Origin of the sequence: Mesorhizobium sp. M1A.F.Ca.IN.020.06.1.1 (assembly GCF_004023265.1) — a bacterium.
Taxonomy (GTDB): domain Bacteria; phylum Pseudomonadota; class Alphaproteobacteria; order Rhizobiales; family Rhizobiaceae; genus Mesorhizobium.
In genome coordinates this window covers 1-25,309 of sequence record NZ_RZSR01000004.1, presented here as the reverse complement: position 1 = coordinate 25,309, position 25,309 = coordinate 1, and the positions used below count along the sequence as shown (strand labels likewise).

Annotated in this window: 25 protein-coding genes and 2 pseudogenes; 8 read left to right on the top strand and 19 right to left on the bottom strand. The window is 59.2% G+C overall.

Annotation, left to right across the window (positions count from 1 at the left end):
• From EOA60_RS00630 to EOA60_RS00615, 4 genes are all read right to left on the bottom strand, one after another.
• Positions 1–672 (bottom strand): trypsin-like peptidase domain-containing protein (locus EOA60_RS00630; protein ID WP_128311012.1); only part of this gene is annotated, 672 nt, incomplete at its 3' end.
• Positions 673–778: 106 nt separating this feature from the next.
• Entirely contained in the window at positions 779–1,540 is a 762-nt protein-coding gene (locus EOA60_RS00625; protein WP_206522066.1) for an ETC complex I subunit, read from the bottom strand.
• Positions 1,541–1,589: 49 nt separating this feature from the next.
• Positions 1,590–2,096 (bottom strand): Hsp20/alpha crystallin family protein, encoded by a 507-nt coding sequence (locus EOA60_RS00620; protein WP_127334677.1) that lies wholly within the window; start codon positions 2,094–2,096, stop codon positions 1,590–1,592.
• A gap of 92 nt (positions 2,097–2,188) precedes the next feature.
• Complete coding sequence (locus EOA60_RS00615) at positions 2,189–2,668, bottom strand: Hsp20 family protein (RefSeq protein ID WP_127213885.1); 480 nt, start codon at positions 2,666–2,668, stop codon at positions 2,189–2,191.
• Between EOA60_RS00615 and EOA60_RS00610 the strand changes: the two genes are divergently transcribed.
• The 5 genes from EOA60_RS00610 (at position 2,658) to EOA60_RS39580 (ending at position 7,867) form a co-directional block, all read left to right on the top strand.
• The gene (locus EOA60_RS00610) at positions 2,658–3,680 is read left to right on the top strand and encodes a hypothetical protein (RefSeq protein WP_127334676.1); all 1,023 of its coding nucleotides are present in this window, start codon (positions 2,658–2,660) and stop codon (positions 3,678–3,680) included. The genes EOA60_RS00615 and EOA60_RS00610 overlap by 11 nt on opposite strands.
• A gap of 298 nt (positions 3,681–3,978) precedes the next feature.
• Entirely contained in the window at positions 3,979–4,227 is a 249-nt protein-coding gene (locus tag EOA60_RS00605) for a hypothetical protein (RefSeq protein ID WP_082048681.1), read from the top strand.
• A gap of 12 nt (positions 4,228–4,239) precedes the next feature.
• Entirely contained in the window at positions 4,240–5,604 is a 1,365-nt protein-coding gene (locus tag EOA60_RS00600; protein ID WP_245479138.1) for a tyrosine-type recombinase/integrase, read from the top strand.
• A 1,297-nt stretch (positions 5,605–6,901) separates the two neighbouring features.
• A complete protein-coding gene (locus EOA60_RS00595) occupies positions 6,902–7,438 on the top strand; it encodes a hypothetical protein (protein ID WP_126043593.1) in 537 nt (178 codons plus the stop codon).
• A 297-nt stretch (positions 7,439–7,735) separates the two neighbouring features.
• On the top strand, positions 7,736–7,867 hold the full coding sequence (locus tag EOA60_RS39580; RefSeq protein ID WP_268929511.1) for a hypothetical protein: 132 nt from the start codon (positions 7,736–7,738) through the stop codon (positions 7,865–7,867).
• 563 nt (positions 7,868–8,430) lie between these two features.
• Here the strand turns inward: EOA60_RS39580 and EOA60_RS00590 are convergent.
• The 9 genes and pseudogenes from EOA60_RS00590 to EOA60_RS37280 all read right to left on the bottom strand — a co-directional run bounded on the left by EOA60_RS00590 (position 8,431) and on the right by EOA60_RS37280 (position 16,749).
• Positions 8,431–9,531: a DUF4238 domain-containing protein gene (locus EOA60_RS00590; protein WP_091595756.1), complete on the bottom strand. Its 1,101-nt coding sequence runs from the start codon at positions 9,529–9,531 to the stop codon at positions 8,431–8,433.
• A gap of 411 nt (positions 9,532–9,942) precedes the next feature.
• A pseudogene (locus tag EOA60_RS38625) lies at positions 9,943–10,076 on the bottom strand (IS5/IS1182 family transposase); the annotation flags it as partial.
• A gap of 246 nt (positions 10,077–10,322) precedes the next feature.
• Positions 10,323–11,084, bottom strand: a complete 762-nt coding sequence (locus tag EOA60_RS00575) for a hypothetical protein (RefSeq protein WP_091595760.1) — start codon at positions 11,082–11,084, stop codon at positions 10,323–10,325.
• Between the two features lie 2 nt (positions 11,085–11,086).
• Complete coding sequence (locus EOA60_RS00570; protein ID WP_091595762.1) at positions 11,087–11,314, bottom strand: hypothetical protein; 228 nt, start codon at positions 11,312–11,314, stop codon at positions 11,087–11,089.
• The gene (locus EOA60_RS00565) at positions 11,307–12,239 is read right to left on the bottom strand and encodes a cupin-like domain-containing protein (RefSeq protein ID WP_126092613.1); all 933 of its coding nucleotides are present in this window, start codon (positions 12,237–12,239) and stop codon (positions 11,307–11,309) included. The genes EOA60_RS00570 and EOA60_RS00565 overlap by 8 nt, the downstream gene beginning before the upstream one ends.
• 2 nt (positions 12,240–12,241) lie before the next feature.
• Entirely contained in the window at positions 12,242–13,270 is a 1,029-nt protein-coding gene (locus tag EOA60_RS00560) for a hypothetical protein (RefSeq protein ID WP_091595766.1), read from the bottom strand.
• 457 nt (positions 13,271–13,727) lie between these two features.
• Positions 13,728–14,288 carry a hypothetical protein gene (locus EOA60_RS00555; RefSeq protein ID WP_091595768.1) on the bottom strand — a complete coding sequence of 187 codons (561 nt, stop codon included), beginning with the start codon at positions 14,286–14,288 and terminating at the stop codon, positions 13,728–13,730.
• Between the two features lie 883 nt (positions 14,289–15,171).
• A pseudogene (locus EOA60_RS00550) lies at positions 15,172–15,366 on the bottom strand (transposase); the annotation flags it as partial.
• 1,245 nt (positions 15,367–16,611) lie between these two features.
• Positions 16,612–16,749, bottom strand: a complete 138-nt coding sequence (locus EOA60_RS37280) for a hypothetical protein (RefSeq protein WP_164746654.1) — start codon at positions 16,747–16,749, stop codon at positions 16,612–16,614.
• A 256-nt stretch (positions 16,750–17,005) separates the two neighbouring features.
• Between EOA60_RS37280 and EOA60_RS00540 the strand changes: the two genes are divergently transcribed.
• Complete coding sequence (locus tag EOA60_RS00540; RefSeq protein ID WP_091595894.1) at positions 17,006–17,260, top strand: AlpA family phage regulatory protein; 255 nt, start codon at positions 17,006–17,008, stop codon at positions 17,258–17,260.
• Here the strand turns inward: EOA60_RS00540 and EOA60_RS00535 are convergent.
• Positions 17,241–18,494 (bottom strand): site-specific integrase, encoded by a 1,254-nt coding sequence (locus tag EOA60_RS00535; RefSeq protein WP_091595769.1) that lies wholly within the window; start codon positions 18,492–18,494, stop codon positions 17,241–17,243. The two genes, EOA60_RS00540 and EOA60_RS00535, sit on opposite strands and share 20 nt — an antisense overlap.
• Before the next feature lie 24 nt (positions 18,495–18,518).
• Between EOA60_RS00535 and EOA60_RS37275 the strand changes: the two genes are divergently transcribed.
• Positions 18,519–18,701 (top strand): hypothetical protein, encoded by a 183-nt coding sequence (locus EOA60_RS37275; protein WP_164748119.1) that lies wholly within the window; start codon positions 18,519–18,521, stop codon positions 18,699–18,701.
• A gap of 111 nt (positions 18,702–18,812) precedes the next feature.
• Here the strand turns inward: EOA60_RS37275 and guaA are convergent, their stop codons facing one another.
• From guaA to EOA60_RS00515, 4 genes are all read right to left on the bottom strand, one after another.
• A complete protein-coding gene (guaA, locus tag EOA60_RS00530; protein ID WP_095825772.1) occupies positions 18,813–20,369 on the bottom strand; it encodes a glutamine-hydrolyzing GMP synthase in 1,557 nt (518 codons plus the stop codon).
• A gap of 173 nt (positions 20,370–20,542) precedes the next feature.
• The gene (locus tag EOA60_RS00525) at positions 20,543–21,181 is read right to left on the bottom strand and encodes a 5'-methylthioadenosine/S-adenosylhomocysteine nucleosidase (RefSeq protein ID WP_095825773.1); all 639 of its coding nucleotides are present in this window, start codon (positions 21,179–21,181) and stop codon (positions 20,543–20,545) included.
• A gap of 3 nt (positions 21,182–21,184) precedes the next feature.
• Positions 21,185–21,643 (bottom strand): PaaI family thioesterase, encoded by a 459-nt coding sequence (locus EOA60_RS00520; RefSeq protein ID WP_066989431.1) that lies wholly within the window; start codon positions 21,641–21,643, stop codon positions 21,185–21,187.
• Positions 21,644–21,735: 92 nt separating this feature from the next.
• A complete protein-coding gene (locus tag EOA60_RS00515; RefSeq protein ID WP_095825774.1) occupies positions 21,736–23,025 on the bottom strand; it encodes an RsmB/NOP family class I SAM-dependent RNA methyltransferase in 1,290 nt (429 codons plus the stop codon).
• A gap of 331 nt (positions 23,026–23,356) precedes the next feature.
• On the opposite strand from EOA60_RS00515, the gene EOA60_RS00510 reads away from it, so the two are divergent.
• Positions 23,357–24,034: an MIP family channel protein gene (locus EOA60_RS00510; RefSeq protein WP_095781890.1), complete on the top strand. Its 678-nt coding sequence runs from the start codon at positions 23,357–23,359 to the stop codon at positions 24,032–24,034.
• Positions 24,035–24,161: 127 nt separating this feature from the next.
• Here EOA60_RS00510 and EOA60_RS00505 read toward each other — a convergent pair.
• A partial coding sequence (locus EOA60_RS00505; RefSeq protein WP_348632697.1) for a peroxidase family protein occupies positions 24,162–25,309 on the bottom strand: 1,148 nt, incomplete at its 5' end.

Genomic DNA, 25,309 nt, shown 5'->3' with positions numbered 1-25,309 from the left:
GATCAGCTTGCCGTCCAGAGTAACCAGGGCGCCGCCGGAATTGCCCGGATTGATCGAGGCGTCGGTCTGGATGAAATCCTCGTAACCCTCGATGTTGAGTCCACTGCGGCCAAGCGCGCTGACGATGCCGGAGGTCACGGTCTGGCCGAGACCGAAGGGATTGCCAATTGCCACGACATAGTCGCCGACCTTCAGGGCGTCTGAATCGCCTGTCTGTATCGCCGTGAGGTTTTTAGCGTCAATCTGAAGCAGCGCGATATCGGTGTCCTTGTCGCTGCCGATCAGCTTCGCCGGGAATTGCCGGCCGTCCTTGAGGGTGACCGAGATTTCGCTGCCGTCCCCAGCGACGTGATTGTTGGTCAGGACATAGCCCTTCGCCGGATCGACGATCACGCCAGAGCCGGCGCTCATCCTGGCCTGCGGCAGCTGCTCCGGCCCGAAGAAGCGCCGGTAATTAGGGTCGCTGTAAAGCGGATTGTCTTCCTTGGGGGCTTTGGAAACGACCGCGATATTGACGACGGCCGGTGTGACGCGCTCCAGCATGGGCGCAAGCGTCGGCAGGCTGGATGCTTCAGCCGGTGCCGCCGTTTGCGCAGCAACGGGAGCGAGGCTGAAGAAAATGGCCCCCATCGCAACGGCGACGACGCGGAGGTTCGATGTGAGAGCGAGCATTGTTTGCCTCCCTGACCTGGTGTTGTCACTCCTGTCTGCGGGGCTACGCCCGCGGGGTTGAAAAAGCGGGCCCGGAACTTGCTCCAGACCCGCTCGTAGGCACACCTCATGCCGCCTTGCGCATGCCTGAATTGGCTTGGTCAGCCGCAACCTCCCGTTCGAGCGCGAGCAGCGCCTGCTGGACCTCGTCGAGGCGCGAGGGGCGGTCGTTTTCAGGCATGCCCTCATTGGTCGCCAGATCGATCAGATACTCCGTCCAAGCCCAGTTCATCAGGATCGAGCGCTTGGCCTCCAGCGTCAGCTTCGGATCGCGGGCCACGCCCATCGGCGACGTCCAGCTTTCCGGACCGGATGGATCGTTGCGGTTTGCAGCGCCGTCGAGGGCGCACCCGTAGCTCTCCTGAAGCGCGCCAAGTCCGAGCCGGTCGAGTGTCATGTTGGAAAAGCCGTAGGTCGACCTTCCGGGCTTGGCAGGCCTGGTCGCCCCATCATCAGCCTGCTCCGTCGCATTCTGAACGACATAGGACAACCCCTGTCGCTCGGCGTAGCGAACGGCCGACTCCAGCGTCGGGAAGTTCAACTCGACCTGGGTCAGCGTATCGCGGCTCCCGGTGTAGCCCATTAGCGGCTCGACAAAGGGCGCGGTGCGCCGCTCGAAAACGAGACGCCAGCCGCGCGTGCGGGCCGTGCCGGAAGTCGTCGCCGCGCGGGACGGCTTGTAGATCCGTGCGACGGCGTCGCCCGGGAAGGTCGAGCGTCCCATCGAAAGGGGCTTCTGCCGGTTGTCGTTCGACGACCACCCCCGCGGGATTGGTGCTCTGGTGGATCTGTCAACCTCTTTCCATCGTTCATCCTCCCTGTCTGGCATGGATGCTGCCGGCGGGGCCCTACAGCCGGCCGCCGGCGCCTGCCACGCGTCAGCTCTTGATGGCGATGCGCTTTCCCTGCGACTGCGCCTTCTCGCTCTTGGGCAAGGTCACGGTCAGCACACCATTGCTGAAGCGGGCATCGACCTTGTCTTTCTTGACCTCGTAGCCGAGCGGGAGACGGCGCTCGAAGCGGCCATAGAAGCGCTCGGAGAACTGCCTGTCCCTGTCCTCCGTTTCGGAACGCTTCTCGCCGTTCAGCGTGAGTACGCCGTCGTCGAGCAGGACTTCGATGTCCTTCTCCTCAAGACCGGGCACCTCGGCCGTCACCTTGACCTCCGTCTCGCCGTCGGAAATCTCGACGCTTGGCCAACCGCCGCCGAAGGCGGAAGCGCCACTGAAGGCAGGTAGGGTCGAACCGAAGCCGCGGAAGACATCATCGAACAGCCGGTTCACCTCACGATGCAGCGCCAGCAACGGATCACGGTCGCCAGCGCGGAATAAGGTCGCCTGATTGCCGTTGTCGCGGCCCCAAGGGATCAGATCTCGAACGCTCATTTTTTCTTCTCCTTTCGTTCGTTGTGACAATGCACCATTCGGCGCCGGGCTCATGACCCGGCGCCCGCGCGCGAGTGCGCTCGCGGAATGCCCTAGGCGGCCGGCTTCTCAGCCTCGATCTGCTTCGGCGAGGAGTTCGGCGTCGCCTTGCCGCTCGTCGCGATTTCGATCTGGCGCGGCTTCATCTCTTCAGGAACTTCGCGCTTGAGATCGATCGTCAGCAGACCGTTGACCAGGCTGGCGTTCACCACCTTCACGTGGTCGGCCAGCTCGAAACGGCGCTGGAACGCGCGACTGGCAATGCCTCGATGAAGATACTGGCCATTCTCCTCGCCCGCCTTGTGACCGGACGCCATGAGCGTGTTCTGCTCCTGGGTTAGGGTCAGATCGTCCTGGCTGAAGCCAGCTACCGCCATGGTGATGCGGTAATCGTCCTCGCCGAGCTTGGCGATGTCATATGGAGGCCAGCTGTCGATGGTTTCGCCGCGGCTCGCGGCCTCAAGCGCGTTCAGCATTCGGTCGAAGCCGATGCCCGACCGAAAAAGTGGAGTGAAATCGAGAGTGGTTCTCATAGCCAAGGTAGAGGACTACCTTAAGGAACTGCTGGCCGGAGCCCTCGCCGAGCAGGTTTCCAAAGCCTTTTCCAAGCAAGCACCGGCGAGATCCGGTCCGAGTCCCTTCGCTGACATGCCAGGCGACTACTTCGATCCGCCATCCAACGCGTTCGCCGAGTTGTACGGTGCAACTCGTATTTCAAGCGATCCGGGTTTCAAGGGGTCCGACGGCGCGAACCCGATATCGGGCGACATCTACTTCGAAGGAACATTGCCCAAGTCCGCCAAGAGTGTCGTCGTCGGCAAGTCGATCTTGGCTGTAATGAGCCCGATTTGTGACCTGGTCGATCGGGGTGACAAGCCCCCAGCCGCCAAGTCGGTTCTGTTGCTTCGCGGCACCCTAGCTCACTCTCTAAAGGGAACCTCCGGGCCAAACCCGATAGCAATTGGTTCGCGTCTGTACGAAATCGATTGGGACCTAAAATTCCCACAGGCCTTGAAGATTGAGGACCTGAAGCAGAAAGTCGAAGGCAGCGATCTCAAATGGGTTGGTCGCCTCCGACAAGAGCATTTCCTGTCGCTGCAGGCGGACTACCTTGCCTCGCTTGGCCGAATAGGCGTGCTCAAGGCGCCAGCCCATTTCGAAGCTCTTGCCGGGCGAATTTGCATTCGGGAAGGAAATGTGGAAGCCCCTATTGGAGATCCCTTCAAGGCCAAACAACAGTTCGCCTTTCTGAGTCGTGAGCATAATAAGCCAGTGGAGAAGCAATCGGTCTTCTTCACCGGCGAGTTTGTGGTCTGGTTCCTCGAACAACTCAACACGATCCAGAATGATACGAGCCGTGTCGCTGCCACCAAGGGCAAGGCGAAGACGCTGATTGAGAAGCTCAGCCCGGTCGTAGAGCTGCAGAAAAACCGAACGCTCGCCCAGCATAAGTTCAACGATGTCTTGTCCGTCACACTTGTGGCGGGGACAACAGCGGCGGCAGCGAAAACGCAAGAAATTCAGATTCTTTTATGGCGGGTCTAGTCTCAACGAGGCCAGTCCCAAATGCTCAACTCAAGGCCTTGGCGGGCCGACCGCCAGTCGTCCGCTATGACGCCACACGGTATGCAAAGGGCACCGGTTCAAGATGTGGGGAACGTTTGTAGCGCTCTACCGCTACCAACCCCCGACTTTGACAATCGGCGAAGCAGTGGCCGAAGGCGACCATCCTATTTACAGGTCGCGACCGCGATTTGCCGAACGGACTGATCAGCTCTCTTCCTTCTACGATGAGTGGGGGCTAACCGAGGCCGGTCTTATTCGTAGAACCTTGGATGAAGCGGTGAAAAGCGACAGCCTCTCCTACCCTCCTCGCGGCCTCTCACGCGAAGAAGCCGCCCGATATGTTGGCGTGGGCATAACCAAATTCGACCAGATGGTTGCTGACCGCCGCATGCCGAAGCCGAAGAAAGTTGACGGTCGCGTGATTTGGGACCGGCTCAAACTCGAAGCGGCCTTTGGCGAACTACCTGGAGACGATGAAGAAAATATCGTCGACTTCCTGTTGCAAGGGAATCATCGCAGGGAATAGATTCGTTCTGCCATGACCGACAAATATCCCGGCCTCTCCTCCTACACCGACCGCCATGGCAAAGTTCGCTGGCGCTATCGGACGAAGGAGCGTGTGGTTAGTCTGCCAGCCCCCAATCAGGCGGGTTTCAAGGAGGCCTATCAAGCAGCGGTCGAGGGCCGGAAAGTCCCAAAGGCTCCCGTCGTCCGTATGCCCGGAGCCGCCCTGCCCGGCACGTTTGGAGCGGCCTTTCAGCGGTTGAAAATCTCGGTCAAATGGCTGGCGCTTGACGAAGCCAGCAAGCGCAAGAACACGCAGCTGATCGAGGAGTTCCTAGAACTCCGGGTGGTCGCAGATCACCCGCTCATCTGGCGGGATGTAGCGGTAAAAAACCTTCGACGTATCCATATTGAAGAGCTTCTTGGCCGCTTCATCGCCACCCCACATAAGGCCAAGCACCTTTTGGTGGGCATACGCAAGCTGGTCTATGTCGCGCTGCGGCAAGACTGGATCGAAATCGATCCCACAGCGGCGGTCGAATGGCGTCCCGCCTATGCCGGTTGGAAAGCTTGGTCGCGCGAAGCGATGGCGCAATTCGAAAACCGTTGGCAACTCGGCACCGCGGCACGCACTTGCTACGGCTTGGCGCTTTGGCTGGGCAACCGTCGCGGCGATGTCGCGGGCCTGCGCTGGGATCAGAGGGTCACCCGCCGTGTCTTCATCGATGGTGTCGAACGTCACTTTGACGGGTTTGATATCGTTCAGGGCAAGAACAAGGGACGAACTGGCGGCAAGCGGCTTTTCGTGCCGATCACACCGATGTTGTCTGAGATCCTGGATGCGGCCGACAGGCGCGGCGAGACCGTTCTGGTCAACGGCTATGGTGAGCCGTTCTCCGCCAAGTCGCTGACAGGAATGATGGCGCATTGGTGCAAGCTTGCGGGTCTGCCGAAGGGGTTGACCCTGCATGGACTGAGGAAGTCGCTTGGTGTCTATCTGGCAGAGGCCGAGGCCTCGACCAGGCAGCTCATGGACGTGCTCGGTCACGACGATATCGATCATGCCGAGCTCTATTCGCGCGAGGCGTCGCAGGTTCGGCTGGCGGTGCAGGGGATGGATCGAGTCGTACGCTTGGTGACGCGTAAGCCGATGCTTGGCGAACCCATTGGCGAACCTCGTGGCGAACCACCCCATAAACTATTGATAAATAACGACAATGGTGGGCCCGGAGGATGTGCCGGGACCGTTGATTTCATTGGCTTTCTCGTGGGCCAAAATCAGAAATCTTCCCGTATCGCTCCGTATGGTTCCGCGCCTAAGCAAAGGACGCTGCACAAGATGGGGCTTCATGCAGGTCTGAGCCCCCGACCACTGTGGCGAGCGAGCAATCTTGGGTGAGATGAGCAATGCTGGCCGCAAGCTCCATAGGTCCACCTAGGTGTTCAAGCACCTGGCGGGCAAGCGACTCCGACTCCTCCTTGGAAAGAGGCGGCACGTCGATGACGCTCAGACGGTCTCCAGAAAAGGAATAGCTGCTTGCCTGGGCCCGGATATGCTCAACTCCATATCGTCGGAAGACAATGAGCAATTTTACACGACCCACGTTGGCCGCGGCGTAATTGAACAATGGCTGGAGACTTGTCGCTGTCATGAGCATCATCGACGACGAGGAGCAGGTCACCGGAACCAAGCTCTTCTAGAGACACCTTGGTGATCTCCATTGTCGGTGAGACAAGCCTGATCCTAGTCGCAGACTGATCGGCGGCGATTTGGTCCAGAATGGCTTGGAGCTCGAGATTTGCCGCCGCCGCCAGACCCCGTTACCAGCGTCACGCCAACGTCCGATTCTTGTGTGCTTCCAAGGCTTCAGCAAGGGGAGCTTCTCTGCCGACCAGCTGCCAAGTATGGGTGAACAAGGTTTCCTTGCGTGCGAGAGCCGCAAAGAATTCCTGAGCCGTTTCCCACGGACTTGTGGGAGAGACGCCGAGAAGGCTATTGTCGATGTAGTTATCAGCATCCCAAAGGCTTCGGGTCGTTCCTAATATTCGGTTCAATCCGCTCAATGACGGGCTCGAACGCGGCATTAGCGACTTCGATGAGCACAGATCGATCAGCCCCGGCGACTGGCAGGGACGCAATGATGGCATTGGGATCCATGAGAGGATGATCCTTTTGGAGTGGCGTTTGGGACATCAGCCTGCGGTCGTCATGCCGACGGTGGTTCTTAGTGTGGTGGCCAATCGAGCCCAGGCGCTACCCTATGCTTACATGCGCACAGGCAGGATACGTGAGAATTTCGCAGATGCGGTCCAAAGCAGATGGGGCAGCACCTGCGGGCAGTCCGTCATCCAGGTCCTGCAAGGTGGGAGCTGAGTTGCTTACCTCAGCAGTGCCGCTCGCCCGCGCTATGGCCGGCAGTTCTAAGCTTTAGAGGAATAATGCGGGGCCGTTTTCGGATGAAAACGCCGATTGCCAAACGCCGCACCGGCTGGAATTTTTCGCGCTCAGCCTCTCCGTAAGCCGTAAAAGCGCGGAAAATTACGTGTCGCTGAATTTTCCGCGCTTTTGGATTCACGAGCGGGAATTTTCCGCGCTTTTAAACTGATCGGAGCTATTTAAATCGCTTGAGAATCCATCCGTTGCTACAATATCAAAGAGCGCACGGGGCAGACCGACACCAACTGGAGGCAAAGCAATGGAAGAGATTCAGAAGCGCCGCGTCGGCCGCCCAATTGGCAGCGGCGTCAAGAACAACGATCAGGCCCTTGCCAAGGTCGCAAGTATCTTGCTGGATAATCCTTCCATGAAGGCGACTTCAGCCATGAGGCGGGTCCTCAATGATATGTCCAGCTCGCGGAGGGAGACAGACGTTACCTTGATCCGTCGATGGCAGGGGCGCTGGAAGCTGAACAGACAGAAATTCATGAACGAAGCGGCGGCAACGAGAGCTGCAAGGACGGCGAGAGCGCCCTCGCGCACGACGTCATCGATCTCCGACTCGGCTAGCGAGTACCTTATGCGGAAAGCCAAAGAGACGGCGAGTATGTACAATTTTTCGGAAGCATCTGCTCTCCAAAAGGCCGCGGCTGGATACCTCGATACGCCCCTCAGGAAAGAGGTACATGGTGTTTTAGACTCACTGGCGCTGAGGACGGCGCTGGGTCTTCACGAATCGTCCATTCAGCGAGAATTGCGGCGCATGACGGATTCCACTGTCATGGAACGATGCTGAAAGCCTTGGAGGAGCAGGATCGCTTCCTTGCCGAGCTGAAAAAATGGGGTTGAGGCTACAAAAACTGCCCAATAACGGCAATTGACGCCAAGGCAGCGCGCGACCGGTTCGCGAAGGACAGATTTCGGCCCCAGCCGGGACTGAAACGACGCATTTTGTAGGTATAATTTTCTAAGATGGCGCTTTTGCAATTGACGCCTGCAAGGGTGCCTCATGCTTGCGCCGTAAAACGCAACACGAGCGCAGACGGTTCAGTCTGTCGTTTGAACCTGGAATCTGGTGAAGGCAACCGAACCAATGGACAAGATCACAATCGACTTCTGGGGCTTTGCAATAACGGCCGAAGGGTTTTACGGCGTCTTGGCCGCGTCGGGGCTGGTGATGGCCATTGTCATTGTGTTGAAGGTCGGGAGGCGTCGGGGTACCTAAGGCTGCTTCTCGGCAAGACGGAGGGCATCGATGTGCGAAGCCAGTATGACATTGTTAAAGATTGGGCACTCCTATCCGACGACGAGGCGATGGAAGCCGAGATCGAAGGCACGGCAAGGACGCTACCACGTCGGTCGCCTAGTGTCCCTTGGAAGTGTCTGGCAATCGTGAAGATGCCGAATATCGATTCTGGTTCGATCTGTTTTTGAGACTTTCCAGAAAGGACGACGTCGGGTGGGCTTAGCCCGTAGGAGACTAACCTAACCAATCTGTCCCAGTTCGCATGGGACGCCACTCCCGCAAACGATAGCGGCTGCTCTTCGTGCTTCACACGCTAAGCTGTAAAGTCAAAGCCGACGCCGTACCTCCGTTCTATGACCCACTCGGGGACCAGCATCCCGCCATCGGCCAACGCGTTGCCTTTGCGATTGGCAAAAGGATTGGCGGAAAGGGCCATGAACGAGGATGACGACACCCTCTTCTTGGTCTTCGATGAAACCGAACAACCCGAAAACGCCGCCAGGTGAGAATGATGGCGAAGCGCCAGAATAGCATTGGTCTCCTTAGCCTCGAACCTTCCGCCAAGGCGGACTACCCCAAAGACTTGACGTCGCAGTCCTCCGACGGCGGAAGCCTGCGCCCGTATCGTTGGTGAAGACGAAACGATTGTTTCGAAACTTCAGGAACGAGGGCCACGTTGGCGGAACCGGCCTGACAGTTCTCACGTGGATAAGCACGTCGTCATGCTCCCGAGCGTCGGGGGCATCTACGACTGCGTAGTGAGTATGAGTTTCGGTTCTGCCGTCGGCTACCGCCATAACCACGTCAAACCGACTCGGGGGTCGCAGATGCGCAACTGAGATCGCTATAGCTTGCACATCATCCCCAGAGCTACGCTCGCCAAAGTACAGATTTGCCGCGCAGTTCAGTACCTGCTGGTGGTTGCACGCAAGAATGTCCGCCGTATTTGACACATCGATCCAGCCACCGACGTGCTCGGCTTGATAGACGTCGCCATCCAGGAGAACAGCCAACAGCGTTGGCGAAAGCGGCAGGAAGAGAAGCGCACCTGCGCTGGAGATTCCAAAAGATCTGTGCTGCGCATGCCTGTGCTGTTGATGCCAGCGGTTGGCGAGAGCAGCAGGGTCATCTGATGTGAGAAACGGCACCGAGGTAAGGTTGCGAACAACCCGCACCTTTAGATCGTCTACGACGCTCATCGTTTTGGCGTAGTGATGCATCGCCGAGATCACCGCACTTTTGACGGCCTCCTTGAAAGACGGTTGTTCGAAGTCCGCACCTTTGACTGACGTGGCAGCGAAAGCAAACTCCGCGGATCGACGCGCGGCGGCTTCTGTGCGGACATGCTGCAGGTAGGCGAAACGCCTGAGGATTGTGGCATGAAGATCCTTGATGACCGCACGTGGCTTGAGCAACGACGAAACGCAGTCGCCATAGTGTCCCTCGACGGTCTGGATTGCGGTTTCGAGCCTTGGGTCCTGCCCGTAGAAGTAATCCCTGGAACACTGATTCTTCACCGGGGCATCGAAGAATGATTGGTTGCGATCAAGGTTAAACAGGTGAATGGCTTTGCCTTCGGCACACACGCTGAAGGGCGATAGATGTACCCGGGGAACAAAGTGCTGGTTCTTGTTCTCCGCCATGCAATTGAGCGATCCGCCATTCCGGCACTGCCGTGGGGGCGCTCAAACACCCGCGCCAAGCCGTTGCTATCACACAGAGCTTCCAGCGGGAATGTACGTCTCAGGCCCGCCCTTCCTGGCACTCAATCGAAGAGACGTGACGAACGCCGTCGCAGGGTGGCGTTCGTTTCACGAAGCGTCAGACTTGGATGCGGCCGACGCGCTGTCCCGGGAGGACGGCTCCAAAGGAGACGGCGTGCAGGGCTGGCTTGTCCCCAACACGGGAGCGCAGCGAAGGAGCGGGCAGGAACGGGACAAGACGGCCGCGCCGGCTAGACCCGAGTAACCTTCCGATACCATGCCAAGGCGTCCGAAGGCCGGCGAAAAAGAATAGCGGTCGATCCTCGCTCAGGGCGAACCAGTAGTTCCGCTGAACATGAAGTCGGCGCGCGAGAAAGTGCCATCCGTGCGGTTTTATCGAACACGGGGATATGCTGCGCGATCTCCCGTTCCTTGACCAACCAGGCGAGGTTCGCTGCCGATCCGTAGGCGCTGTCGGCGGCCAGATGCGTCGGCTTCTGGGCCGCAAGCGGACTATTTGTTTTCGGGTTGGCCGGTCTAGAAACGGACTAACACGTCCAGCATAGCGCGGACCGCTTGGCGCCAACAGCCGTCCTGAGAACTGTCCGGTTGACTCCCCGCGGTTCGCAAGCGAATTTTCATCCAGGAGGTCGACAGATCTAACGGCGCGGGTCAACGGCGAAGGCGACCTGAATAAGAGCGTGCCTGCCAACACGATCCCCACGGAGCAATCACCGATCCCTAACTAGGGACGTCGCAAACCCTCCAGCCCTCTGGCTACCCAATTCGCGCTCTGTGTATGCGGTGAACTGTAGCAATCTCTGCCAAAAGAGTTCTTCAACCCGAGTCGAGGCAAATTCTTTGGACAGTTCTCCGATGCGTCTTGCAGTGTAGCGGATGTGGCTACACTCGTCGCCACTTAACTTGCATAGCGTTCGACCCAGCATGTCTAGGTTACGGTGCGGGCAATATGCCTCGAGCACGGGCTCCAACAACTTCTGGTGAATGCGGGTCCTCACCTCACCGAGGTTCACCTGAATCAAATAGTCGAGCACCCTCCAGGTTTCGAGGCTAGCGGCCTCGACCTGGCTGTGCTGCATGGGGGGAAACTGGGTCTCAACGGCCCCGCGCACATTATCTGGCAATGCGTCTGGAAATACCAGATCGGCGAGACGAAGGTACATTCGGCAATGACCTGCCTCATCCTCGACATGCTGGCTCAGATCGTCAACAAGCCCGGCACTTGTGCAAGCGTTGGCAATCTTCGCTAAGTCGCGGGAACCCTCGCCCTCTTTGATCGCATTCGAGACAAGCGACTGCAGCACCCATACCGGGTTCTCAATATGCGACCTAAAACTGTTGCCGTAGTCGGCGAGGAAGTATGGCGGCACGTGACGTGCAACAGCGTCGCCAAACAGCCGAAGGTAGTCGCGCGTTGCTATGTCGCCTTGTTCGTCAAGGGCAGTTTCAACAAAACGCGCGACGTAGTCCATTGTCATTTTTCAACTTCGAGCGGGCCATTGCAAGCGATAAAAGGGGCCATGCCGTCCTTGAAGGGTGAACTGCTGATACCGATTATCCCTGCGTTGATGGCAATGTTGTCGACCTTCAGGGTTGTCCCATCGACATAACCGGAAATGCGTATGCCTTTACCTCCAGCGAGGGACCTGAGGGCCTTAGCTTGATCTTCACTCAGTTCGAAGGAAAGCGGTGCTTCAGACATAGTCGAAAACTCCTTTGCCATAGAATTCACTGAACGCCGTTATAATTGCAAATCTTGCGATGGGAGACAATTGCAAAAGGACACGCTTCAAAGCAGAAGCGCCGCCAAACTCTTCAAGGTCAGCCAAGAATGTCCTAGTATCCGCCACAACGATTGCAGGACGCTCCCAACGCTCTTGCCCAACGCTGTAAATGATCTCTGCCAAGTGGTTATCGAACCACCAACGCGACACCGAAATGCTAACTGAGAGGGATTGGACGTAATGCCAGTAACTGGGAGGGATATGCAGGAGGTCGCATGGACCGACGATTGCATGACGTAACGACGGCACGCGTTGCCAGACATTGGGGTCCGTCGGCGAGGCATCGCAATGGTGCCCTCGCACTGTGGCGCCGTCCGTGAGCGCGAAGGTATCCCGTGGGTGGCAGACTGCAACATATTTCCACCCAAACAACTGAATGAAGTAATTATGGTTCGTGACGTAGTCGTTGTGGTTATCTTGATGAAAGGTTTGCACCGTTCCTGGCGGACCGATCCATATGTTGTCGAAGTATGCCGGCTCGCGTGATCGAGGTGAAACAGGCAATCGATGCGCGATGTCGACGAAGGACGCGTCACTCTGCCTGAGATAAAATTCAGTTGTGTCGAGACCAGCGAGATAATCGCCCAATCTCTGTTGCGCCCGGAGGTTCCGCCATCGTTCCTTATGCTCGAGCGTGACCAAGCGCGTCCCATGCCGTGCCGCGATACGCTGGGGTGTGAGGAGGGCAGCAAGTTCATCCAGAGCGGAAACGTCTCGCGACACCCAGGGAGTTTCCATCAGCTCTGCTGCGCACTTCATTCCGATGATGGGGATGCAACCTATTTCCCGAAATCTCACATCGGGACAAACGTATGACAAGTCTGGAGGAGCCGTCTGCAACATCCTCAGCCTCCAAGGGCAGCAACATATCCGCTTGGCAACTGGTCAGCATCGAACGCGGTCCAAGGGATATGATAGTGCACTCGGCTAAGATCCGACTGCCCATTTGCTTGCCATCGTTCCCGATGGGCTGCCAAGGTGCCGGCAAATTCGAGGCCCAGATCACCGAACACGACTATGTCGCGGCCGTGATAAAGCGCGCCCGAGCGGCGCTCGCTATCGATGAGACCGAAAGAGTAGTGTGTGAGGTCGAATGTACGCTCGACGCCTAGGTTCACAGCGCGGAAATTCGGTTCAGCGCCAAAAAGGTAGCTCCGGAATGCCAAAGAATCCAAAACAGGGTGACCAAAGCCTCGGCCCTTTTCAATATGCAAGAAGGACTTCGGTCGCGGATCAATAAGCTTTTCAAGCGGGATGTACCATGTGTCCTCATCTGCAATGGAACCGGTTGTAGGGACGGACACGGACATCCTAGCGCCGACCGTGAGTAGTCCTTTCTCGGTTGCTAGGAAGATCGTAAAGCAGTCCCCGCCACCCGGAATCGCTACAGGCATAGCGAGCATGCCTCCCGGCACCCGCAACGCCTCGCGAAGCAGTCGCGGGATGCCACGAAACGCAGAAGTGGCTATTATGACGTCGAAGAGACCCAGCTCGGGTAGTCGATCGACCCAATCACCTAATTGCACGCGCACACCAGAAGTGCCGATGAGGGCGCGCTGTGATTGATCGAAGAGGTCGGGAATAATCTCGCAACCAAATATCAGTGGGACGTCTCCTTCCCTGCCGGCTAGCAAGGAGAGTACTGACACCAGATAACCAGTTCCTGTTCCAATTTCGTATATGCGCTTCCCCCTCAGATCGCCGAGTTCTCTGATTATCCACCTAAGAAACGTTCGATCCGATATTGCTGAGAGAGTTGTCCCATCTGCGTCTGAGAACGTTCGAATAGGACCATCAAAACGCTCATGCCCCCTCGGGGCAAATCGCGCTATGTCCACCCCCGCGAAAGCGGCGTTGATGTCAGTATCGCCCATGGCACTAGGTTTAGCTAATTGATCTTACCTTAAGCTAATAGAGAGCGTCAGTTCGCACCGCGATGCAAGCACTTTTGCCAATACTAGTCTCCAGCTATCCATTTCAGTTGAACCCACATTCCATGCCTGTTCATGGCGCGACCGCGACGGCGCGCGTTGTCAACCGAAATGTCTGCTTCCGGGCAGAGGTAAAGTTCGCCTCTATGGCCGACACGAGGCGCAAAAGCTGCCAGGCGGCGTTGGGCCGTTGCAGGTTGGCAGTTTTAAGGCACAAATAGTCGGAAACGAACGTTGAGGCACCCCGCTAGGCATAGTCGTGACCTGACCCAAAGCTACCGTTTCGGCCAACACGGAAAAGCCCTCCAAAAGGGCCTCGCACTCAGTTCGCCATAGGCCGATTGCAGTGCGACGAATAGATCGCTTGCTGCGCTCAAACCCGGCTACAGCGAGAAATTCGCTACTGGTGCGGCATCGTGATGCCGGCCGCGGTCGGCGGCAGCGTGGTCGGTGCCTGCCAATTAACGTCGACTTTGCCCGACGCGGTCAGCCCTTGCGGGAGAAAGGCGGCCTGATCGAGCCTAACGACAAGGACGTAGTCACGGCGCTGTCCTGTCGGTGTGATCTGGATCGACCCCTTCTGTCCCAGCGTTGTAGGGATCTTGCCCTTGGTCAGTTCCAACTTGAACCACAGGGGGACCGTACCTGAAAACACCGGCGTGACGACATGGGCGAGCATGTAGATCGGCTGCGTGAGCCGCACATGGTAGGTTGTGCTGTCGCCATTGGGCGTATCAAGCGATGTCGACCCCGTCGCCGACTTCGCGCCCAAGGTAACCAGCGCGCCGCCGATTGGAATGGTGCCGCTTATCTTGCAGAACTCTACTTTGCCGCCGACCACTAAGCCGGCAAGGCCAAGTGTATTTTGAATGCGAAAAGCGAGGCCGTCATTCTCATTCCAGCTGTGATCGATATGATCGACGTGGAGCGCGCCGTAGAAAGCTTCGTTGAATGCCGGCACAACCTCGAAACCAATGCGACCTGGAAGCGGCCAAGGGCAATCGGTCCAAGTTCGAGCGATATAGCCCGAGTAGCCGTACGATTGATCGTCATCGTGCGATCGTTAAATCCAAGATTGTTGAATGCCTCGATCGTGTCTTCGATTGGCCTTCCGTGACGTCGAACTGGACATCCTGGCCTGCGCGCCCGCGGTACGGTGCCGCCATTCTTGAAGTGACCAGTGTAGCGCTCGCGGGGAAATAGGAAGCCATCGCTGCCGATTTAGTATTTCTGAAGGTCGGATTATAGTCTTTGCAGGCCATCTCGCTCAGAATAATTCGCGGCGGAGGGCACGTAGCAAAGATGGGTTCGCAAGCTCGATCAACGGCATCTTCTCTGTCGAAACGCCAACAGTGACGCGCAGTAGAACCGCGAAGGCGTGACGAACGAGATCGAGAGAGTGATCGTCGGCCCAATAGTCGCTGGACGGTCTCTTGCGCGTTCTCGCCCAAGTTGGTGGCACGCCATGAGCGATGTCATTCCTGATCGCAAATGCAAGACTGGCCGCATTGGACCATGTCTGAAGAAGGGTGCGCTCGTCTCCCGCTGGCAGCGGTTGACGCGAATGTTTCAAGCATCCCGATCAAATCAGAGATCATCTTCGCGTCGGTCTCGGGTCGAATGCCCTTTGGATTGACGCCCTTGAGCTTCCACAACGCCGCTCCAGGTGATGTTCGATGCTGGCGGCGAAGATGATGATCGGCGCAATGCGCTGGCCAACCAGCGGCTTCAACCCAAGCCGCTCTTCGAGGGTATCGGCCCTTCCATAGGTCATTCGCGATCTCGCGACACCTTGCCCGGACGGGGCGGACCATACATTTTTGCGGCAGCATCCTTCAAGATCCATTGTCGAGCATCCGCTCCGCCGGCAGCTTCTTGAGCCGCGCGTTCTCGTCCTCCAGCGCCGTCAGGGGACGGGCGTCGGACAATTCCATCCCGCCAAACTTCGCCTTGAACTTATAGAAGGTCGCTGCCGAAATGCCGTGCTTGCGGCAAAAGTCCGCCGTATTCGCACCGAGAATGTCTCGGGGCTTGAAGATCGATCAATCGAACCAACGTTGTGGATAGGTGGCAGAGCGGTCGATTGCGCATCCCTGATAAGGAGGTGGACCTTCATCGGTCTCGTGGGTTCGAACCCCGCCCTGAATTAGAAAAGCCCGCTCCTGGATTCAGTCGAGCGGGCCCTTAAAGGCTATTTTGTTTTCGGCTATGGTCCGCGGGTCACTTCGATGTCGACCGTCCGGATGGGCCCATTTCCCTTGCGTTTTGGCCCTTCGACATTCTGCTGTTTGAAGACATTGGAAACATCATTTCCGTTTGACCCTCAACCCGCTTGCGGCCAAGCTTTTGTGGCGAAACAGCCGGCTGTCTTCCTACTTCCGGAAGATCTATCATCCCCCAGGCGTTCGACGGGCGTCTTCTAAATCTGGACTTTAGGAACTTGCTTTGAGCGCGGGCCGACCTCACCCTCGGATGCAGCCTCTCTCAGCATCGGTGCCGTTGGTGGATCAAGGCAAACCAAAACGCCAATCTCTGCGCTCTCCAGTTTGTGGATGGCGTCGACGCCAACGTGCAGTCCACCTTTTCGGACACAACCAGTTCGCCGGAAACCAAACTCCTTGGCGCTCTTCTGAATGAGGCCAAAACTGCTTCATGTCTGTCAAACCGGCGCTATTTCTTTTTTTTCACCCTTTGCGTAAGAGCGGATCCCGCGACCGATTTGACTGCCTTTGAGGAGCTGTTAGAACGAAGCAACTTGGATGCCGTCGAAGCAACTTTCTTGCTCGTAGTCTCATTGGGTTTCTTCGCCATTGGTTTTCCCCGCGCGGTTGAGTCGGAGTAATACGCATTGTGATGCGTCTGCAATCAACTGCCGGAGAGCACTGTCCCCAACTTTCATTTTCCAACACTCGGTCCGGTTCCGCAAACAACCAAGCGGAGCAGGAACTATGCTCGCCTTCATTGCCTTTCACCTTTTGTCGGTCGGCATCGGCTGTTCTGCCGTCCTCCGTGATCAGCCACGCTAAGGCACGCAGGAATTCGAAATATGCGAGCACATCTTCGATGAAGATGTTGGCGATGCAACGTTTCTCATCACAGTATTTGACAAGGTAGCCGTTGCGACCGCCGAGCCTGCTGCCGTTTAACCAAAGACCAAGTCTCGCTGTCCATGTCGGCAATCTCTCATGATTGGTGAGATCGGCGACGGCGTAACTGCGAAGCCGGCGGCGCTTCGCGTCCTCGGCTGTGAGCGTGATCTCGCGGCGCTTCGCCTCCGCCGCGATCTAGCCGCGCCGGCCGATTAACGCGTCAATTGGCGCAAGGTCATTGTCAGCGCGCAGCTTGAGATATTCGAGCATCGAGAAGCCTGCAGCAAGGATCGCCTGTCGGACCTTATGCAGCGCCTGCTCGATGGATCCCATTGGTGGTGCGGTCCTGACATAATCCGCAGTGAAATGCCCTTGAGTCTTCACGTCAGTAGGCGAGGATACGTGGTCGCAATTGAGGGCTGTACGAAACCTCGAAAAGTTGCGCGATTGTTGGCCAGTAAGGCAATCCATCCCGGTCACGCAAATGGTCAAACGGCAGCAGTCTTCCGAGGTCGATAAATTCAAGGGCATCGAAATTGGGCAGCCGGATCCACTTCTGGTTCTACCACACATCGCGTCGCGTCGAGTAGTGCGAACTGTTCGCCGGTCGCAGCTGCGAGAAATCGTTCCCCTGTCTGATACGACCGTCTATGAGATGGAACAGCGTGGCGAGTTCCCACGACGCTTCAATCTCACCGCCCGCTGTGTTGTTTGGGACTTGGCAGAAGTCGAAGCGTGGATCGAGGAGCGGCGGAATGCGTCATCTGTCGGAAAAATCAAGACCAAGCCTGCGCCTGACGTAAGACTACGAAAGGCAAGACCCGTCAAATCGGATCAAGGATAACCGCTGCCTCTGCAGGCGGCTGGAGTCTGGGCGTGTGCTTTTTGCCTGCCGCCCACGCATCGACCATGTCCGCCCATTCCTGCAGCATATGACGACGCTGCGGCTCATATTCAGCTCTGTTGTAGACACCTCGAGAGGACCGCCTGTCGTCGTGGGCAAGGCATTTCTCAATCCAGTCGCGATTAAATCCGATCTCGTTCAGGAGTGTTGAGCCGGTGCGCCGAAGGTCGTGCACTGTGAAAGGCGCGAGCGGAAAGTCTTGCTGCTTTGCCCGCTCGACAATCGCCGCGGTTACCCGATTGAACGTCGCGCGCGACATGGGCTCATCGGCATCGTAGCGGGACGGCAGCACATATCGGGAGTTCGCCGCACAAGTCTTGAGCGCGATCATGATATCGAGGGATTGCTGTGACAGGTAGACGTTATGCGGCTTCTTCCGCTTCATTCGCTCTTTTGGGATGCTCCAGACGGCGTTCTCGAAATCGACCTCGTCCCAAGTCGCCTCGAGTAGTTCACTCTTTCGGACCATCGTGAGCAGGATGAACTTTAGGCCGACCCGAATCGTCGGCAGCGTCGGCACGTTTTCCAACTCTTTCAGCATTATCCGGATTTCTGCAGGCGACAGAGCGCGGTCTTTCGCCTCGAACGTGGCAATTGAGGCTGGTCCCACCTCGTCCGCAGGGTTGGCGATCTTCTCGCCGTGCAGAATGGCGTAGCTATAGATCTGCTTCACGACATCGCGGATATGGACGGCGGTTGCCGGCGCACCACGATCCCTCACCTTTGCGCAGAGCGCCCGCAAGTCGTCAGGTGTTATTTCGGTTAGGAGTCTTTTTTCCCAAATCGGCAAAATGTCGCGATCGAAAATAGCCTTGCGCATCGAGCGGGTGCTATCCGCCATCTTCGCTTCCTTTAACCAGCGCTTGCCTTGATCCCCGAAGCTCGCCGTGCCTGACAGGCGACGCTTCTCGCGCTGCTTTTCTTGCGCCGGCGACTTTCCGGCTGCCACCATTTTTCGCGCGGCAAGGCAGCGGTCGCGTGCCTCTGCCAGCGTGAGACCTCCGTTCCCATATCGGCCCAGCGTCACAGTCTCTCTCCGACCATTGGTCCGGTAGTCGTACCGAAACGCAATCTGCCCAGTCGGAGACACCGCAGCGTACATACCGTCACGGTCGGCAACTTTGTACATTTTGTCTTTCGGTTTCAGCCGCTTAAGGGCAATATCTGTTAACATAATGACAGAGGATCGGATCACAACTTGGGTTTCTCGGCCGCCAATTTTACCGTCATTAATTTTTACCGTCAACTGTTAGGAACGATCATTGTATTTCAATGCTTTGATGGGCAAGAAGTGAGTGCGCTTGCAATCGGCGGGACGACGGTATTGCATGGCAGGAAAGAGAACGCTGAAACGCATGCCGTCAAATTTACCGCCAAATGATTCCGCTTCCAGGCGATAGATGGCGATAGATGCAGTAAGGAAAACACACTTATTTCAGAGGCTTATACAACTCTGATCGATACTTACCGAAAGCTAGCTAATGATGCACCTTTATTCCCATTCGATGGTGCCCGGGGGCTTCGACGTAACGTCGTAAACGACGCGATTGATGCCTTTCACCTCGTTGATGATGCGGGTGGCGGCGGCGCCCAGGAAGTTCATGTCGTAGTGGTAGAAATCGGCCGTCATGCCGTCGACCGATGTGACAGCGCGCAGCGCGCAGACGAATTCGTAGGTGCGGCCGTCGCCCATTACGCCGACGGTCTGCACCGGCAAGAGCACGGCGAACGCCTGCCAGATGGCATCGTAGAGGCCGGCCTTGCGGATCTCGTCAAGGTAGATGGCGTCGGCCTCGCGCAGGATCTCCAGCTTCTCGCGGGTGATGCCGCCCGGACAGCGTATGGCAAGGCCAGGACCCGGGAACGGATGGCGGCCGATGAAGCTTTCGGGCAAGCCGAGCTCTCGGCCCAGCGCCCTCACCTCGTCCTTGAACAACTCGCGCAGCGGCTCGACCAGCTTCATGTTCATGCGTTCGGGCAGGCCGCCCACATTGTGATGCGACTTGATCGTCACCGACGGGCCGCCGGAGAAGGAGACGCTTTCGATGACGTCGGGATAGAGCGTGCCCTGCGCCAGGAAGTCGGCGCCGCCAAGTTTCTTCGCCTCTTCCTCGAACACCTCTATGAACAGGCGGCCGATGGTCTTGCGCTTCTTTTCCGGATCGCTCTCGCCTTCCAGCGCCGAAATGAAGCGGTCGGAAGCGTCGACCAGGATCAGCGGCAGGTTGTAATGCTGGCGGAACATCTCCACCACGCTTTTCGCCTCGTCCTTCCGCATCAGGCCGTGGTCGACGAGGATGCAGGTCAACTGATCGCCGACCGCCTCGTGGATCAGGAGCGCAGCGACCGAGGAATCGACGCCGCCTGATAGCGCGCAGATCACCTTGCCCTTGCCGACCTGCTTGCGGATCGCCTCGACCGCCTGCTCGCGATAGGCAGCCATGGTCCAGCCCGTGCTGAGGCCGGCGATATGGTGGACGAAGTTGCTCAGCAGCTTCGCGCCGTCCGGGGTATGGACGACCTCGGGATGGAACTGCACCGCGTAAAACTTCCGTGCCTCGTCGGCAATCGCTGCGAAGGGCGCGCCGGTGGAGGTGCCGACGATCTTGAATCCTTCCGGAATGGCGGTGACGCGATCGCCGTGGCTCATCCAGACCTGATGACGCGTGCCCCTGGCCCAGACACCGTCGAACAGCGCGCAGTCGTCCTCGATCTCCAGGAAGGCCCGGCCGAACTCGCGGTGATGGCCGGCCTCGACCTTGCCGCCGAGCTGAGCGCACATCGTCTGCTCGCCATAGCAGATGCCGAGCACCGGAATGCCGGACGAAAAGACCTCGTCGGGCGCGCGGGGCGAGCCGATGTCGACGGTCGAGTGCGGACTGCCCGACAGGATGACGGCCTTCGGCCGGATGCGGCGGAAGCCCTCCGCGGCTGACTGGAACGGAACGATCTCGCAGTAGACCCCGGCCTCGCGCACGCGCCGCGCGATCAGCTGCGTGACCTGGCTGCCGAAGTCGATGATGAGAACGGTGTCGGGATGTGTCGTCATGGCGAGCCTTTAAAGAAAGAACCGATTCGGCGCAATGGTGCGCGTTGCGGCGTTCGGTCCTTGCCAAAACGCCTAAAGCGCGTCGCGTCGAACGGGCCCAGGCGACGAGCTTCAAGTTTCATCTGATGCATGTCGTTCTCCCAAAACCGCTGCGCACTTTTGGGCGACATGCATTAAGTAAGGCCGATCGCGCCGGACGCAATCGCCTGCTCTAGCAGACCTATCGCCGCCGCCAGCTTCTCGTCGATGACGTGCAGATACTCGGTCCAGTCGCCGACATGCCTGAGATCGACCGCGCCGTCGGAAATACCGCGCAGGCCGATCAGCGGCACGCCGAACAGCTGGCAGGCGCGCAGGCAGGCGAAGGTCTCCATGTCGACCATGTCGGCGTCGATCGCGTCATAGGCGGCCCCGGTGACGATGGCGCCTCCGGTCGACAGCGTCGCGGTCCTGATGCCGGGAATGACGAAGGGCAGCGGCACCGTCACGGGCAGGTCGAGGAACGGCGTCGCGCCCTTCGCGAAGCCGAGCGGCGAAGCGTCGATGTCGCGGTAACTCACCGACACGGCCTGGTAGATTTCGGTCTGTTCGAGCGTTCGGCTTCCCGCGGAGCCTAGCGACACGACGAGATCCGGCAGCGCATTCTCGGCCTTCAACGTGGCGAGCTCGGCGCCGAGGCGCACGGCGGCCTCGACCGGGCCGACGCCGGTCATCAGCGGCGTGAACCGCTTTTTGAGATGCGGACCGTATTCGGCCTCGGCCGCCATGACGAAGAGGACGGATTTTTCCCCTAACCGCGCAACGCTGGCCATGGATCACCCCTCGATGCCGTCGCGGCCAACCACCGTCATCATTGTGCCGGTCATGGTGGCGATCAGCTTGGCCTCGCCATCGGCGGCGAAAGCATAGGCCTGGCCGTCGGCAACAATGATGGTGCGGCCTGGCTTGGTCACCGAGCCGCGGAACAGGAAGCGCTCGCCCTTCCCCGGTGCGAGCAGGTTGACCTTGAATTCGATGGTCAGCACGCTGGAATTCTGCGGCATCAACGAGAAGGCGGCATAGCCGCAGGCCGAGTCCAGCGCGGTCGAGATGACGCCGGCATGCAAGAAGCCGTGCTGCTGGGTGAGCGAAGGGGCATAGGGCATCTCGATCTCGATGATGCCGGGCGTGACCAGCGTCAGCTCCGCACCGATGGTGGCCATGGCCTTCTGGCGGGCAAAGGAAGTCCTGACGCGATCCTCATAATCGGGAGCGGGTACGATTTTGGCTGCCATGGCCTTCGCCTCATTTTTGCTGGCGAAGCTTATTGCAGAGGCAGGCAGGACAGGCAATCTTTATGTTGCAGCGCAGCAAATGCCGGCCGCCCTCATGCGGCCCTGCGCAGGGCGTGGAAATAGAACCCGTCAGTGCCACTGAGCGCCGGCGACAGTGAGATGCCACCGGCTTCGCCAATACGCGCAGCGCCCTCGTGGCCGGGGAAACGGCCGTCCCAGAGCTGGCGGTGGTCGACCGGCGCAAAATCGCCGTGGCGCTCGCGGAAGGCGGCGACCTGCTCGCCGTTTTCGGCATCGAACACCGAGCAGGTGATGTAGACGAGCAGCCCGCCGGGCTTCACGAAAGCCTGCGCCATGTCGAGGATCGCCTGCTGCTCACCTTTGCGGGCATCGAGCTGTCTGTCCGTCAGCCGCCACTTGGCGTCCGGGCGCCGCCGCCAGGTGCCGCTGCCGGTGCAGGGCGCATCGATCAGCACGAGGTCCATGTGACCGGTGAGCGGCGCGAGTTCCGCAGGCTTGCTGACGACCTGGATGTTGCGGCTGTGCGCGCGGCGGATGCGCTCGAAGATCGGCGCCAGCCGGACCTTTTCCGCATCATGGGCGAAGACCTGGCCGCGATTGTCCATCTCTGCCGAAAGCGCCAGGGTCTTGCCCCCGGCGCCCGCGCAATAGTCGAGCACCTGCATGCCTGGCTCGGCGCCGGCGAGCGCTGCTGCAAGCTGCGAGCCCTCGTCCTGCACCTCGAACCAGCCTTTCTGGAAGGCGGGCTCGGCCTGGACGTTCGGATGCCTGCCGTCGCCATTGATCGGCGGGATGCGAATGCCGTGCGGCGCGATTGCGGCAGGTGCTGCACCGGTGCCCTGGAGTTCCGCCAGCACCTTGCCGCGGTCTGCCTGCAGCGCATTGACCCTGAGGTCCAGCGGCGGGCGCATCGCGAGAGCCGCGCCCTCTTCGACCCAGTCATCGCCATAGGCGTGCTCGAGAAGCGGCGCGCACCAGTCCGGAACATCGGCCCGCACGGCATCCGGCGCATCGGCGAGCCTGCCGGAGGCTGCCGCTTTCAGTTCGGCGGCGCTGAGCAGCGGCGGCGCGAATTTGTCGCCGTCGAGAGCGTCATTCAGCGACCGCGCCGTCGGGCCCCATTCCAGCAGCAACGCGCCGAAGCCGATGGCGCGCGGCGTCTCCTCGCCGAAGAGCCAGCCGGCCGAGCGCTTGCGGCGCAGCGCGTCGTAGACGATGTTGCCGATCGCCGCGCGGTCGCCGCCACCGGCAAAGCGGTGCGACAAGCCCCAGTCGCGCAAGGCGTCGGCCACCGGCCGATGCCGCCGGCCGATGTCTTCAAGCACTTCGATGGCCGCCGCCAGCCTTCCGCCCAGTCTCATTCCTGCTTCCGTCTATCGTTGCTTCCAGCCCTGCTCTTAGAGCCTTTCCGGCTCCGATTGAAACACTTCTCTTGCGGTGAAGCCAAAACGACCTGTCCCATGCCATCGTCCATGCAACAGGCGGAAGGTTCTTTTGCGGCAGTCGGCGGTCAGCGGATAACAAGAAAAACGCCTCGCACATGAAACTTCTCTAATGTCTTGACTGGCGGATGCAAAGCAAGACCACTGGCTTAACACTCAGCTTTCCAAGTTTTGCCGGCAGGAATACTCTTTCGCCTGTGATTCGCGACGCGGAAAACGCGTTTTGGCGGATCCCTATGAGGAGAGGGCAATGAAGACTTATCTGGCAGAAGTTCTAGGCACGTTTCTGTTGGTGTTCATAGGCACGGCCTCCGTGGTCACGGGCGGCTTCGGCGGCGCGCTGCCGCTCGGACAGGAAGGGATCGGCCTGGCGTTCGGCATCGGCCTGATCGCCGCGGCCTATGCGATCGGCCCGATCTCGGGCGCGCATCTCAATCCGGCGGTGACGCTCGGCGTGTTCCTTGCGGGGCGGATGCCGGCGAGGGAAGTCGTGCCTTACTGGATCGCGCAGATCATCGGCGCCATCATCGCTTCGCTGGCGCTGTGGATCATCGTCACCGGTCAGGCCGGCGGCCACACCGGGGGCTTCGGCGCAAATGGCTGGGACGAGGCGAAATGGGGCATCAGCTCGGCCTTCCTGTGGGAGCTGATCGGCACCTTCACCTTCGTCACCGTCATTCTCGGCGTCACCAACGCCAAGCACATGACGGCCTTTGCCGGCCTGGTGATAGGCCTAACGCTGGCAGGGCTCCACTTTGCCATGATCCCGGTGACGGGCACTTCGGTCAATCCGGCGCGCTCGATTGGCCCGGCGCTGTTTTCGGGCGGCGCGGCGCTCGGCCAGCTCTGGCTGTTCATCGTCGCGCCACTGATCGGCGGGGCGATCGCCGGCATCGTCGCCAAGACTGGCATCTTCGAAAAAGACTGATACGTAATGCAAAAGGCGCGGGCATGAACCCGCGCCTTCTCTTTGGGAGGATGAGACCTTTCAGTTTCGCTCCGTGCGCTTTAGTTGCCTTTATCCCGAAACCGGTTCCCGCTCTCGGGAGACATGCTTACTTTGCGACCAGTTCGAAGCGGTCGAGATTCATCACCTTCGTCCACGCCTTCACGAAGTCCTTGACGAACTTCTGCTTGGCATCCGCCGAGCCGTAGACCTCGGCCAGCGCACGCAATTGCGAGTGCGAGCCGAAGATCAGGTCGGCGCGGGTGCCGGTCCACTTGACTTGCTTGGTCTTGCGGTCGCGCGCCTCATAGACCTCATCCGAGTCTGGCTCGGAGCCGGCCGCCGGATCCCAGATGGTCGCCATGCTGAGCAGGTTGATGAAGAAGTCGTTGGTCAGCGTGCCCGGCCTGTCGGTGAACACGCCGTGCTTTGAGCCGCCATAATTGGCGCCGAGCACGCGCAGGCCGCCGACCAGCACCGTCATTTCCGGCGCCGTCAGCGTGAGGAGCTGCGCACGGTCGACCAGCATCGCTTCGACGGACATGGGCAGCCTGCCGCGGACATAGTTGCGGAAGCCGTCGGCCCTCGGCTCGAGTGCCGCGAAGGATTCGACATCGGTCTGCTCCTGCGAAGCGTCCATGCGGCCTGGCGTGAAGGGCACGTTCACCTCATTGCCGCCGTCCTTCGCGGCCTTCTCGATCGCGGCGGCGCCGCCGAGCACGATCAGGTCGGCGAGCGAGATCTTCTTCTCACCAGCCTGCGCCGCGTTGAACTCCTGCTGGATGGCTTCGAGCTTCGCCAGCACCTTCGAAAGCTGGGCCGGCTGGTTGACTTCCCAGTCCTTCTGCGGGCTGAGACGGATGCGGCCGCCATTGGCGCCGCCGCGCTTGTCCGAGCCGCGGAAGGTCGAGGCCGAGGCCCAGGCAGTTGAGACCAGTTCAGGAACCGTGAGGCCGGAGGCCAGGATCTTCGCCTTCAGCGCGGCGATATCCTCTTCGCTGACCAGTTCGTGGTCGATCGCCGGAATCGGATCCTGCCAGATCAGCTCTTCCTTCGGCACGAGCGGGCCGAGATAACGAACCACCGGGCCCATGTCGCGATGGGTGAGCTTGAACCAGGCGCGGGCGAAAGCGTCGGCGAACTGGTCCGGGTACTGGTGGAAGCGACGCGAGATCTTCTCGTAGGCGGGATCGAAGCGCAAAGCGAGGTCGGTGGTCAACATGGCTGGCGCGTGACGCTTTGACGGATTATGCGCGT

What these genes read in the sequence shown, in the direction of transcription:
- EOA60_RS00625 (WP_206522066.1), bottom strand. Translation starts at nt 1,540, where the DNA reads ATGCCAGACAGGGAGGATGAACGATGGAAAGAGGTTGACAGATCCACC.
- EOA60_RS00620 (WP_127334677.1), bottom strand. Translation starts at nt 2,096, where the DNA reads ATGAGCGTTCGAGATCTGATCCCTTGGGGCCGCGACAACGGCAATCAG.
- EOA60_RS00615 (WP_127213885.1), bottom strand. Translation starts at nt 2,668, where the DNA reads ATGAGAACCACTCTCGATTTCACTCCACTTTTTCGGTCGGGCATCGGC.
- EOA60_RS00600 (WP_245479138.1), top strand. Translation starts at nt 4,240, where the DNA reads ATGACCGACAAATATCCCGGCCTCTCCTCCTACACCGACCGCCATGGC.
- EOA60_RS00595 (WP_126043593.1), top strand. Translation starts at nt 6,902, where the DNA reads ATGGAAGAGATTCAGAAGCGCCGCGTCGGCCGCCCAATTGGCAGCGGC.
- EOA60_RS39580 (WP_268929511.1), top strand. Translation starts at nt 7,736, where the DNA reads ATGGACAAGATCACAATCGACTTCTGGGGCTTTGCAATAACGGCCGAA.
- EOA60_RS00590 (WP_091595756.1), bottom strand. Translation starts at nt 9,531, where the DNA reads ATGGCGGAGAACAAGAACCAGCACTTTGTTCCCCGGGTACATCTATCG.
- EOA60_RS00575 (WP_091595760.1), bottom strand. Translation starts at nt 11,084, where the DNA reads ATGGACTACGTCGCGCGTTTTGTTGAAACTGCCCTTGACGAACAAGGC.
- EOA60_RS00570 (WP_091595762.1), bottom strand. Translation starts at nt 11,314, where the DNA reads ATGTCTGAAGCACCGCTTTCCTTCGAACTGAGTGAAGATCAAGCTAAG.
- EOA60_RS00565 (WP_126092613.1), bottom strand. Translation starts at nt 12,239, where the DNA reads ATGTTGCAGACGGCTCCTCCAGACTTGTCATACGTTTGTCCCGATGTG.
- EOA60_RS00560 (WP_091595766.1), bottom strand. Translation starts at nt 13,270, where the DNA reads ATGGGCGATACTGACATCAACGCCGCTTTCGCGGGGGTGGACATAGCG.
- EOA60_RS37280 (WP_164746654.1), bottom strand. Translation starts at nt 16,749, where the DNA reads ATGGGATCCATCGAGCAGGCGCTGCATAAGGTCCGACAGGCGATCCTT.
- EOA60_RS00535 (WP_091595769.1), bottom strand. Translation starts at nt 18,494, where the DNA reads ATGTTAACAGATATTGCCCTTAAGCGGCTGAAACCGAAAGACAAAATG.
- guaA (WP_095825772.1), bottom strand. Translation starts at nt 20,369, where the DNA reads ATGACGACACATCCCGACACCGTTCTCATCATCGACTTCGGCAGCCAG.
- EOA60_RS00525 (WP_095825773.1), bottom strand. Translation starts at nt 21,181, where the DNA reads ATGGCCAGCGTTGCGCGGTTAGGGGAAAAATCCGTCCTCTTCGTCATG.
- EOA60_RS00520 (WP_066989431.1), bottom strand. Translation starts at nt 21,643, where the DNA reads ATGGCAGCCAAAATCGTACCCGCTCCCGATTATGAGGATCGCGTCAGG.
- EOA60_RS00515 (WP_095825774.1), bottom strand. Translation starts at nt 23,025, where the DNA reads ATGAGACTGGGCGGAAGGCTGGCGGCGGCCATCGAAGTGCTTGAAGAC.
- EOA60_RS00510 (WP_095781890.1), top strand. Translation starts at nt 23,357, where the DNA reads ATGAAGACTTATCTGGCAGAAGTTCTAGGCACGTTTCTGTTGGTGTTC.